The organism is Streptomyces cucumeris (genome assembly GCF_024295805.1).
Taxonomy (GTDB): Bacteria; Actinomycetota; Actinomycetes; order Streptomycetales; family Streptomycetaceae; genus Streptomyces; species Streptomyces cucumeris.
In genome coordinates this window covers 39,465-51,148 of sequence record NZ_JANCLX010000006.1, presented here as the reverse complement: position 1 = coordinate 51,148, position 11,684 = coordinate 39,465, and the positions used below count along the sequence as shown (strand labels likewise).

Sequence of the window (11,684 nt, the reverse complement as noted above, 5' to 3'; positions counted from 1 at the left end):
TCGTCCTTGAGCACAGACTTCCATGTACTACCTGCGTAGTACGGACCGCCACCAATGGGGGGCCTTGGCGGCGGCCGAACGGGCCCGCTGGAGGAGTTCGTTCTGCGGTTCCGCGGGCCGGTAGACGGTCAGCGCGCCCGGCAGCTTGTCGAGCCGCAGCGCCCCGGCGCGGGTGCCGGAGACCTCGCCGTCGTAGGCGAGGGAGCGCACATCGTCCAGACCCGACAACCGCAGTGTGCGCATCCGGGCCGTCGAATAGATGTGGGAGCGGCCCAGCGTTCCGGTGAGCGCGGCGAACAGCAGCCGGGTACGGGCCAGCCGCTGGTCCCCGTCGATCGCCCGGACGTCCAGCAGCCCGTCGTCGAGCTGGTCCCGGTACGCGGGCGCGAAACCGTCGGGGGAGTAGCCGCCGTTGCCGACGAACAGCACCCACAGCCGCCGCTTGTGCCCGTTGACCTCGATCTCCATCGGCTCCGCGGTGCGCAGGACCCGGGTGAGCGCGACGGCCGCCGCGGGCCACTTGCCGAGCCGGTCCTGGAGGCTCTCCCGGATCCGCACCAGCTCGGGGTAGAAGCCGATGCTGAAGGTGTTGACGAAGTGCTTGGTGTCGTCGTCCCCGTCCGAGACCGGGGCGGCGCGGGCGAGGTCGACGGCCACGGCGTCGCCCTCGGTCACCGCGTGCGCGGTGTCCTCGAAGGCCGGTACGCCCACGTCCAGGGCGAAGTGGTCCAGGGTGCCGCCCGCGAACACCGCGAGCGGCAGTCCGCGCTCGGCGGCGAGGGTGGCGGCCGCGTTCACACTGCCGTCGCCGCCGCAGATGCCCAGCGCCCCGGCCCGCTCGGAGGCCCGTCGCCCGGCCGCCTGGAGCAGGGTCATGAAGTCGTCGTCGGGGCCGCATTCGAGGATCTCGGCGGCGGGCAGCAGCACCCTTAGCTGATCGGCGGTGCTGAGTCCGCCCACGGCAGCGGCGCCGGCCCGCTGGTTGACCAGCAGGACCAGCCCCTCCCCCTTGGGCAGCGCGGGGGCGGAGACCCGGGGCCGGGCCTGCGCCGGGACCTCGGGGCGCGGCGGCCAGTAGCGGCAGGTGAACACCGCGGCGCCTACCCCGATCGCGATGCCCGCCAGCACATCGCTGGGGTAGTGCACCCCGACGTAGACCCGGGAGGCGGCGACGGCGGCGGCCAGCGGGGCCACCAGCAGGCCGTACCGGGAGGACTCGAGGGCCACTCCGGTGGCGAACGCGGCGGCGGAGGCCGAGTGGCCGGAGGGGAACGAACTCGTCCAGGGCTGCTCGCGCAGCCGCCGCATCAGGGGTACACCGTCCAGCACCGGACGCCGCCGGTCCACGGTCCACTTGACGACCATGTTCGAGGCGAGGGACGCAGCGGCGAGGGAGCCGACCCCGCGCAGCGCGGCCCGTCGCGCGGTCCGTCCGCCGACCGCGCCCAGCACACCAGCGGCACCCAACCACAGCCGTCCGTGGTCGGCGGCCCGGCTGAGCCGGGGCAGCGTGGGGTGCGCGCCGCGCAGCCGTCCGGCCGCGACCCGGGCGAACAGCCGGCGGTCGAATTCACTGATGCGTCTCATGCGTCAATGGGTATCCCGGATCCGCCGTCGGCACGCGTCATCGGAATCCGAGTGTGATCAAACCCGCCGGCGGGCGGGCTCCCGGGTACGGCCGCCGACGATGAGTCCGACACCGTGTACGAAGCGGTCCTCGAAGCCGCCGAAGTGCGGAACGGCCGCCGCGAGCGAGGGGTAGCGCTCGGCGGTGACCGCCCGCCGCAGCGCCTGAGGGCCGCCGCCGGTGCCGTCCGCGGCCTGTTCCTCCTGGACCAGGCCGAGGGTGAAGTAGACCAGGGCCCAGGTCCGCCACGCCGCCTCCGCCGGATCGTGCTCCCCGGCCAGGAACGCGCCCGTCAGCGCGTCGGCGAAGCGCAGGGTGTTGTCCTCGGTCACATCGGTACCGGCCACCACCCGCGCCCCGTCCCGGTGGGCCAGCAGCGCCGAGCGATAGCGCCCGGCCAGGGTGCGGGCCCGCTCCTCCCACGGCTCCGGCAGGGGTTCGGCCGCGCAGCCGTCGAGCATCGCGTCGGCCATGAGCTCCAGCAGCCGCGGCTTGCTGGAGGCGTGCCAGTAGACGGTGTTGAGCTGAACGCCGAGCCGCTCGGCCACCTTGCGCATCGTGAGCTTCTCCAGCCCCGACTCGTCGAGCAGCTCCAGCGCCGCCGTCACCACGGCCGTGCGGTCCAGGCCCATGCGCACTGTCTCCCTCTGTCCCGCGCGTCCCTGCGCGTCGCGATCCGCGCTTGCGTCTTGACCCGGGATCAAGTGTACTGGGACAAGGCTCTTGATCCAGGATCAAGAGCAGGAGACCGAACCGGAGGAGACGCTGTGGTGGATGACGTCGTCGTGGTGGGGGCCGGGCCGACCGGACTGCTGCTCGCCGCCGAATTGCAGCTGGCGGGAGTGCCGGTCACCGTCGTGGAGCGCGCGGCCGGACGCAGTCCGCACTCCAAGGCGCTCACGCTCCATCCGCGCACCCTGGAAGTGCTGGCGCTGCGCGGTATCGCGGGGCGGTTCACCGCCGAGGGCGTCCCGCTGCCCGTCGGCCACTACGGGGGGCTGCCCACCCGGCTGGAGTTCTCCGCGCTCGACACCCGCTTCCCGTACACCCTGGTCCTTCCCCAGCGGCGCACCGAACAGCTTCTGGAGCGACGGCTGGAGGAACTCGGCGGCGAGGTCCGGTGGGGGCACCAGGTCCTCGCGGTGCGCCAGGACGCGGACGGCGCCGAGGTGGAGGTGGCGGGACCGGACGGGACCGATGTCCTGCGGGCGGCCTGGGTGGTGGGCTGTGACGGTGCCGGGAGCGCGGTGCGCTCCTCGGTGGGGATCGACTTCCCCGGCACCCCGACCACCACCACCGGCTTCCTCGGCGACGTCCTGCTCGACGCGCCGCCGCCCGCGGGCGCCCCGTCGTACGACAACGCCCGGGGCGGCATTCTGATCGTCGAGCTGGCGGACGGGTACCACCGCATCGTCGGCTCCACCCAGGAGTCCTCCGCCGTCCCCACTGCCCAGCCCCTCACTCTGGAGGAGCTGCGCACCGCCGTGCGCGCCGTGGCGGGCACCGACTTCGGGATGCGCGCGCCCCGGTGGCTGTCCCGCTTCGGCAACGCCGCGCGCCAGGCAGCCCGTTACCGCGCCGGGCGGGTGCTGCTCGCCGGGGACGCGGCGCATATGCATATGCCCTTCGGCGGCCAGGGGCTCAACGTGGGCGTCCAGGACGCCTTCAACCTCGGATGGAAACTGGCCTCCGTCTGCCACGGACGCGCTCCCGCCGCGCTGCTGGACACCTATCACGCGGAACGGCATCCGGTCGGTACCGCGCTGCTGGAGAACACCCGGGCCCAGACGGCCATCGGCGCCGCCCACACCGCGGACGCCCAGGCGCTGCGCGATGTCCTCAGCGGGATCCTGGCCGACCACCCCGATGTCAACCGGCGGCTGGCCGGGCAGGTCTCGGCGCTGGACGTCGCCTACCCGGCCCCGGACGGCGGGCCGCTGGCCGGTGACCGCGCCCCCGATGTGGGACTGGACGGGGAGTGCGGACCGAGTCTGTACCCGCTGCTGGCCGACGGGCGCTTCGTGCTGCTCGGCCTCACCGCGGAGGGGCCGGGAGCGGATCTCGTGGCCGCGGCCGCTGGGCTCGCCGGTGGCGCGGACCGGGTCCGCACCGTGGCCGCCCGCCCGGTCACCGCCCACCCGGGCTGGGACGGACTGGCCACCGTGCTGGTGCGACCGGACGGCCATATCGCCTGGGCGCGCCGTGCGGTGGACGGTGCCGTGAGGCTGCCCGGGGCGGCCTGACCGGACCGTGTGCGGTGCGTACGCCCGGTCGTGGCACCGGCGTGCGGCGCCCGGCCCGGCGGTGTAGCGTCCGCCGCACTTCCGTCGCGCTCTCGCCGGAAGGGGGCGCGGGGTGCGGCCGGCGATGGAGTCGATCTTCGTGGCCGGAGCGCCGCACGGGCCGTGCGCACACTCCGGCGAGGGGCCGGCCGGCCGCCTCCGGCCCCGGGCCGCGCGCCAGGGGTCCGTCACCCGTTCGGCCGTCATGCCCACCGGCCCCCGGCATCCAGCTCAGCACGACTGGCGCCCCGCGGCCACCGGACGTAACGCCGCGACGGGCCGTTGTCCATTCCTTGTCCACTCCGTGGAAATCGACGCGCGGAGCGTTCCCTTGCTGGTTAACCTGGCGACAGATCCGGTTCAGCCGACACAGGGAGTGTGCGGTGACCCCCGAACAGACACAGAGCGAAGAGTCGCACGCAGACGACGACGGGCGGTGCGCAGAGCCCTCGGAAGTGGGCAGTCTGGAGGTGTGGGCACGCTCCGCGCCGATCCGCCTCGCCGGTTACGAGGACGACCTGGCCGAGCCGCACATCCTCCAGAGCGTGGACTGAGGGCTCCGCGGCCAATCGCTTCAATGTCGAACATTTCGGACGGCCATCATTCAGCCGAATTCGGCACGATCGAAGAGGGTGGCCCCCTGCCGGGCCACCTCGCCGAATGAAGGGCTCACGCTAGTGGTATAGACCAATGACGATACAGGTCACCGCGAGGTGTCCGATCGTCACAGGTCCCACACATCTGTGAAGCCGCGTGCCGGGTGGTGTGTTCCGGAGCGTCGATAATCGGCCATGGTCGGTCCGGCCGAAGACGGGTCATACGGTGATACGGCAGTCCATCCCCCCGGACATGCCGCACTATATGGTCTGCGCGGTTTCGGCTTCGGTCGCGCTGCTGGTGAGGACGGTGGTGTCCTCGGCCGGCGATTCGGTACGGCGGTCGGGGAGGGGAGCCCCGACAGCGGCCGGGGAGGGGAGCCCCGGCCGCGGCGAAGCCGCTTCTTGAGGATCACTCATCGTTCATTCCGCGTGAACACCTGCCACTGAGTGGCTTGTTCACGTGTGTCACACACCGGTCGGCTGCCGCGCCCTGCGCGGCTGCCCCTGGGGGGAGTTCACCATGGGTCGGATGACCCGGCCTGCCGCGGCGTGCGCCGCGGCGGTCCTGCTGTCGGCGACGGCACCGGCGATCGGCGCCGGTGCCGCACCGGCACCGAGAATCGATCTGCGTGTCCTGGTCCTGGACGACAAGGGCCCGGCCACCGCGGCGATCACCACCGAACTCAAGGGTTCGGGCACGCCCTACACCACCGTCGACCTGACCGCCTCCGGGCGGTCGCGGATCGACGCCGCCTTCCTCGGCGACACCGTCGACGGGCGCCCGCGCGCCAAGTACCAGGCAGTGGTAGTGCCCAATGACAATCCGTTCGGCGACGGCTCCGCGGAGATGGCCGCACTCGTCGCCTATGAGAAGCGCTTCGGCATCCGGCAGGTGGATGCCTACACCTACGCCCGTCCGGCCGTCGGCCTGGGTTACCCCCAGAACCCGGGCTATATCGGCTCCCTGGACGGGCGCACCGCGAAGGTCACGGCCGCCGGTGAGTCCGGCCCCTTCGGCTACCTCGGCGGCAGTGTGCCCTTCGAGGACAACGACCCCGCCGTGACCGAGAGCTACGGCTATCTGTCGGTGCCGCTGGCGAACCAGACCGAGGGCGCGACCTTCACGCCCTACGTCGACGCCCCGATCCCGGGCGGCGACGCCCGTGGTGCGCTGGTCGGTGAATACGCCCACGACGGACGCCGGGAGCTGGTCGTCACCTTCGTCTACAACCAGTACCAGAGCCAGTTCCGGCTGCTGGCGCGCGGCATCGTGGAATGGGCCACCCAGGGCATCCACCTGGGCGCCGACCGCAACTACTACGCGGTGCACGTGGACGATGTGTTCGCCGGTGACGACCGCTGGGACACCGAACTCAACTGCACCCCGGGCGACGTGGACTGCGCGGGCGCGGGCGACGACGCCGAGAACGACCCCATCCGGATGACCGCGGCGGACGCCCGGTACGCCGAGGAGTGGTCCACCGACCATGGGTTCACCCTGGACATGGCCTTCAACGGCGGCGGCAGCGAGGCGTACAAGGACGAGAACGGCGGCAGCGACCCGCTCGCCCAGCGGCTCCTGGCCGACCAGGGTTCCTACCGCTGGATCAACCACACCTACAACCACCCGTTCCTCGGCTGTGTACAGGACACCTCCGTCGTCCCGTGGAAGTGTTCGACCGGCCTCCTCGGCACCACCCGCTGGGTCGGACCGGCCGACATCACCGGCCAGATCAACGACAACCTGAGCTGGGCCGGGCGGAACAGCCTCTCCGTGGACCGTGCCGAACTGGTCACCGGTGAGCACTCGGGACTGAAGACACTGCCCCAGCAGCCCTCCGACAACCCGAACCTGGCGCCCGCCCTCACCCTCACCCGGGTGACCTCGCTGGCCGCCGACGCCTCACGGGAGAAGGAGCAGCGCACCCTCGGCCCCGCCACCACCGTGCCGCGCCATCCGATGAACATCTTCTACAACGCCGGGCACGCCGCCGAGCAGGTGGACGAGTACAACTGGATCTACGCCAGGAAGTCCGACGGCGGCAGCGGTGTGTGCGAGGGCTCCGCCAACACCACCTGTCTGAACGAGCCGTTGGACACCTCCACCGGCTATGCGTCGTACATCGTGCCGCTGGAGTCGAGGATCGCACTGGGCCATGTGCTGTCCAACGATCCCCGTCCGCACTACATCCACCAGTCCAACCTGGCCGAGGAGCGGATCGCCTACCCCGCGCTGGAGAAGGTCCTCGCTGACTACGGCCGCCTCTTCGCGGACAACACCCCGGTGGTCAACCTCCGGATGAAGGACATCGGTGAGGAGATGCGCCGCCGGGCCGCCTGGGACGCGGCCCTCGCCGCCGGACGTGTCACCGCCTACCGCATCGGTGACACCGTCACCGTCACCGCCCCCAGCGGTGTACGGGCCCCGGCGACCCTGCCGCCCGGCACCCGGCAGGCCCAGTCCGGCTCCGGCACCGTGACCTTCGGCAGCGCCTACGCCGGACTGCGCTCCGGCTGGGCCGCTCCGGGCGCGTCGCAGAGCCGGATCACCTTCACCCTGGCCGAGGGCGCGGTCCCGGCCGACCCGTCCGGTACGGCAGCCGCGGCCCGCGCCGCCAAGCCCGCCGACCGGCTGCCGGTTCCGGCCGGGGTCCGCAAGCCCGTGCCGTACGGGCCGGGAGACGCCACGCGCGCGTAACCGCGCGGGCGGCGCCCGCGCCGGATCCGTCAACCGGCGCTCCCCGGGTCCGTGATGTCCCACGGACCCGGGGAGGGTGCCCCGTGCCCGCCGGAGCCGTTCCCTCTTTTCCTGTTCCCGTTCCACCCGTCCGCCGTGCCGTCCGTGCCGTTCCGGCCGTTCTGGGAGAGACCGAATCGACATGCGAGGACCGCTTGCCGAGCCCGTGCCCGGCGCCACCACGGTGACGCTGCTGACCGAGGGCACCTACCCGCACAGCCACGGCGGGGTGAGCGTGTGGTGCGACCAACTGGTGACCGGGATGCCGGACATCACCTTCCGCGTCATCGCGGTGACCGGCACCGGGCGGGAAACACTCGCCTGGCCGATTCCGCCGCAGGTCACGGCGGTGAGCTGCGTACCGCTGTGGGGACCGCCGCGGGCGGTGCGCGCCACCCCGCCGAGGGGCCGGGCGATGCGGTGCTTCCTCACCGGGTACGAGCGGTTCCTGCTGGCCCTGCTCGACCCGGACCGGGAGCGGCTGTTCGCCACCGAGCTGTACCGGCTGGCGGAGTACGCCGAACACGGCACCCTCTCCGCCGCCATGGCCTCCGAGCCCGCGGTCCGCCTCCTGGTCCGGCTGTGGAACCGCCCGGACCTGCCCATCGCATCCGCCCGGCCCACCCTGCACGACGCACTCACCGCCACCGACCTGCTGGAACACGCCCTGCGCCCGCTGGCCGCCGTACCGCCCGCCGACGGTGTCACCCACGCCGTCAGCGGTGGACTCGCTGCGCTCCCGGGCCTGGTGGCACGGGAACGCCACGGCACCCCCTTCCTGCTCACCGAACACGGCGTCTATCTGCGCGAGCGCTATCTCGGCTTCCGCGCCGAGCCCTACGGCTGGCCGGTCAAGGCGCTGATGCTGGGCTTCTTCCGGCTGCTGGCCCAGGAGAGCTACCGCCGGGCCGCCCTGGTCACCCCCGGCAACCGCTACAACCGCCGCTGGGAGGAACACGGTGGCACCCCGCCCGAGCGCATCCGCACCGTCTACAACGGGGTGGATCCGGCCGCCTTCCCGCCCGCCGGTCCGGAGCCGGACACACCCACCCTCAGCTGGGCCGGACGGGTCGACCCGATCAAAGGCCTGGAGACCCTCATCCGTGCCTTCGCACTGGTCCGCGAAGAGATACCCACCGCCCGGCTGCGCCTGTTCGGCGGCACCCCGCGCGGCGCCGAGGACTACCGGAGCTCCTGCGAGACCCTCGCCACGGAGCTGGGCGTCGCCGGGGCCGTCACCTTCGAGGGACGCGTCGAGGACATCCGCGACGCCTACGCGGCGGGCACCGTGGTGATGCTCTCCAGCATCAGCGAGGGCTTCCCCTTCACCCTCATCGAAGCCATGTCCTGCGGACGGGCCACCGTCTCGACCGATGTGGGCGGGGTCCGCGAGGCCGTCGGCGACAGCGGGCTCGTCGTACCGCCCCGCGATCCGGAGCGGATGGCGAGGGCCGCGCTGACCCTGCTGCGGGACCCGGCGCTGCGCGCCCGGATGGGGGAGGCCGCCCGGCTGCGGGTGATCGAGCAGTTCACCCTGCGCCGGACCATCAGCGCCTTCCGCGAGATCTACCACGAACTGTCCGGACACCGCGGCGGGGTGGCGGGCCCCGCCCCCGCGGCCGCGATGGCCCTGGCCGCGGACGGTACGGCATGAGCGGTCCCCTGCGACTCGTACCGCCCGCGGAACCCGGTACGGCTGATGCCCCGGAGCTCTTACCGCTCCGGCCCGCGCACCCCCGCGGCGTTCCGTCCCGGCCGCGCTGGGCCCGGGATCCGCTGGATGAACTCCTCGTGGACTTCGGGGGGTTGGCTGCCGGTGCCGTCCATCCCGATGAGATCGCCGCTGTGCTGGAGGCGGACGGACTGACCGGGGAGCAGGTCCAGGAGCGGTTCGGCCGCCGGGACACCTTCGAGCTCGCGGCCGAACTCTACGCACGGGTGCCGCGTGTCCATCCCGCGCCACCGCCGCGCCCCGACCCATGGCGGGCGGTGCCCGGCCCGTTCCTGCTGCGCGGTCTGGTGTTCGCGTCACCCGGACTCGGCTACGCGGTGGGCGCGCCCTTCCTCACCGGCCCGCCCGGCGTTCTGGGGCTGCCCGCCGGAAGCGGTGCGCTGACCGCCTCCGCGCTCGTGGGCTGGGCCTGGAACCAGGGGCTTGCCCACCGCGCCCATATCCGGCTGGCCTCCGGTGGCCGCGCGGCCACCGGACGCTGTCTGCGGACCGGCGCGCCCCTGGGGGCGCTGCTCGCCTTCCTCGCCGCGCTGTCGTTTCCGTCGTCCGGGGGTGCCCTGGCGTTCGCGGCCGGGCAGTCGGCCTATCTCGCCGCCGCCACCGTGCTGCTGGTGCTGGGCAAGGAGCGGCTGCTGCCGCCGGCGCTGCTGCCGACCGCCGTCGGTGCCACGCTGCTGCCGGGCCCCGGACTGCCGTCCTGGGCACGGGCGGTGGCCCTGCTCACCACGGTCGCCACCGTCCTGCTGGTGGCGGTCCGGGAGACCGTGCGGGCCCATTCCCCGGACGGCGGGTCATGGCGTCGCGGTGTGACCGCCGTCCTGCGCGGGCGATGGCGGGCCACGGTGCCCCTCGGGCCGGGCGAGGACACCCGGCCCAGGGGCCGCCACCGCGCGGTGACACCACGGCCCGGCCCACGGGTACGGCCGCCGCGCCGCGCGGCCCGCCGTGGTCCGGCGAAGGAGACCACGCCCGAACCTGTGGTACCGCTGACGGTCTCGGTGCCGTACGGCCTGTTCGGCCTCGGCTGCGCCGTGCTCACCACCGTGGCCGCGTTCGGTGAGATGGTGCGCCACGGCGCGGGGGCGGCGCTGACCGGACCGGTGGTGATCGCGCTGACGCTCAGCATGGGCGCGGCCGAATGGCTGCTCCACCGCTGCCGCGGCCGCGCGCTCATGGCACTCGCCCGCAGCACCACCCTCCGCGGTCTGCGGTGGCGGACCCGCGGGGTGCTCAGCGGCTGTCTGTCCGGATATCTCATCGCCCTGACCGCACTGGTGTGGCTCACCCACACCCTCTGGCCCGCGGCGCCGCCCCTGGGCGCCGTCCGGCTGCTCGCCGTGCTCGCGCTCGGCTCCACCCTGTGGACCGGGCTGCTGCTCCAGGCGTTCGGCTCTGCGTGGACACCGGCCGTGGTGTGTGCCGCGGCCGCGGCGGCGGAAGCCGCGGCGGCGGCCGGGGAGTTCTCCCGGCCGCCGGTGGTCCAGCTCGCGGTCTGCGGCGTGGCCACGGCCGTCCTGCTCACCGCCGCCACCGCACTGCTCGGCCGGATGACCACGCACCGCTGATCCGGCGCGCTCCGCCACCGGGTCACCACCGCATCACACCACCGCATCACACCATCGCACCAGAAGGGGAGTTCCCGTATGTCCGAAACCACCTCCGCCACCTTCGCCACCACCGTCGCCGTCACCGGCGCGGAGGGCTTCATCGGTTCGCATCTCGTCGAGGCGCTGGTGGCCACCGGCCACCGGGTGCGGGCGATGGTGCAGTACAACTCCTTCTCGTCCTTCGGCTGGCTGGAGTCCCTGCCCCACGAGGTGATGGCCAACGTCGAGGTGGTCCTCGGTGACGTCCGCGACCCGGGTTCGGTGGGCGGTCTCCTCCGCGGCACCGACGCCGTCTACCACCTCGCCGCCCTCATCGCGATCCCGTACTCCTACCGGGCCCCGCACAGCTATGTCGAGACCAATGTGACCGGCACCCTCAACGTGCTGGAGGCGGTGCGCCACCTGGAGATCCCCCGGCTGGTGCACACCTCCACCAGCGAGACCTACGGCAGCGCGCGGACCGTCCCCATCACCGAGGACCACCCCATCAACACCCAGTCCCCGTACGCCGCCTCCAAGGCGGGCGGGGACCGGCTGGCCGACAGCTACCACGCCAGCTTCGGCACCCCGGTGGTCACCCTGCGTCCGTTCAACACCTTCGGCCCGCGCCAGTCCATGCGCGCCGTGATCCCCACCGTCATCGGCCAGGTGGCGGCCGGGCAGACCACCATCACCCTCGGAGACCTCCGTCCCACCCGCGACTTCACCTTCGTCAAGGACACCGCGGCGGCGTTCCTCGCCGTGGGCACCGCCCCCGCCGCGGATGTCGTCGGCCGCACCTTCAACGCGGGGACCGGCGGTGAGATCTCCGTCGGTGATCTGGTCACCCTCGTCGGCAAGCTGATGGACACCACGCTCGACGTCCGCGAGGACGCCCAGCGGGTACGGCCCGCAGACTCCGAGGTGATGCGGCTGGTGTGCGACGCCACCCGGCTGCGCACCGCCACCGGATGGAGCCCCGCGCACACCCTCGAGAAGGGCCTGGAGCACACCATCGCCTTCTTCCGCGACCCGGCGAACCTCGCCCGCTACAAGACGGACCTCTACAACGTCTGATCCGTCACCCCCGCGTCACCCCCGAGCCACTCCACCGTCACATC

The 11,684-nt window shown here is 72.9% G+C and carries 8 protein-coding genes; 6 read left to right on the top strand and 2 right to left on the bottom strand.

Features of this window, described 5'->3' with window-relative positions; all coding sequences use genetic code 11:
- Positions 1–27 precede the first annotated feature (27 nt).
- Both NMK44_RS10915 and NMK44_RS10910 read right to left on the bottom strand, forming a co-directional pair.
- On the bottom strand, positions 28–1,587 hold the full coding sequence (locus NMK44_RS10915; RefSeq protein WP_254740942.1) for a bifunctional phosphatase PAP2/diacylglycerol kinase family protein: 1,560 nt from the start codon (positions 1,585–1,587) through the stop codon (positions 28–30).
- 57 nt (positions 1,588–1,644) lie between these two features.
- Positions 1,645–2,259: a TetR/AcrR family transcriptional regulator C-terminal domain-containing protein gene (locus tag NMK44_RS10910; RefSeq protein WP_254740940.1), complete on the bottom strand. Its 615-nt coding sequence runs from the start codon at positions 2,257–2,259 to the stop codon at positions 1,645–1,647.
- A gap of 138 nt (positions 2,260–2,397) precedes the next feature.
- On the opposite strand from NMK44_RS10910, the gene NMK44_RS10905 reads away from it, so the two are divergent.
- From NMK44_RS10905 to NMK44_RS10880, 6 genes are all read left to right on the top strand, one after another.
- Positions 2,398–3,870, top strand: a complete 1,473-nt coding sequence (locus NMK44_RS10905) for an FAD-dependent monooxygenase (RefSeq protein WP_254740938.1) — start codon at positions 2,398–2,400, stop codon at positions 3,868–3,870.
- Positions 3,871–4,292: 422 nt separating this feature from the next.
- Positions 4,293–4,463 (top strand): hypothetical protein, encoded by a 171-nt coding sequence (locus NMK44_RS10900; protein WP_254740936.1) that lies wholly within the window; start codon positions 4,293–4,295, stop codon positions 4,461–4,463.
- 565 nt (positions 4,464–5,028) lie between these two features.
- The gene (locus NMK44_RS10895) at positions 5,029–7,206 is read left to right on the top strand and encodes a hypothetical protein (RefSeq protein WP_254740934.1); all 2,178 of its coding nucleotides are present in this window, start codon (positions 5,029–5,031) and stop codon (positions 7,204–7,206) included.
- A gap of 181 nt (positions 7,207–7,387) precedes the next feature.
- Complete coding sequence (gene pelF / locus NMK44_RS10890; RefSeq protein WP_254740932.1) at positions 7,388–8,899, top strand: GT4 family glycosyltransferase PelF; 1,512 nt, start codon at positions 7,388–7,390, stop codon at positions 8,897–8,899.
- Positions 8,896–10,542 carry a hypothetical protein gene (locus tag NMK44_RS10885; RefSeq protein WP_254740930.1) on the top strand — a complete coding sequence of 549 codons (1,647 nt, stop codon included), beginning with the start codon at positions 8,896–8,898 and terminating at the stop codon, positions 10,540–10,542. The genes pelF and NMK44_RS10885 overlap by 4 nt, the downstream gene beginning before the upstream one ends.
- Positions 10,543–10,620: 78 nt before the next feature.
- Complete coding sequence (locus tag NMK44_RS10880; RefSeq protein ID WP_254740928.1) at positions 10,621–11,640, top strand: GDP-mannose 4,6-dehydratase; 1,020 nt, start codon at positions 10,621–10,623, stop codon at positions 11,638–11,640.
- Positions 11,641–11,684 lie beyond the last annotated feature (44 nt).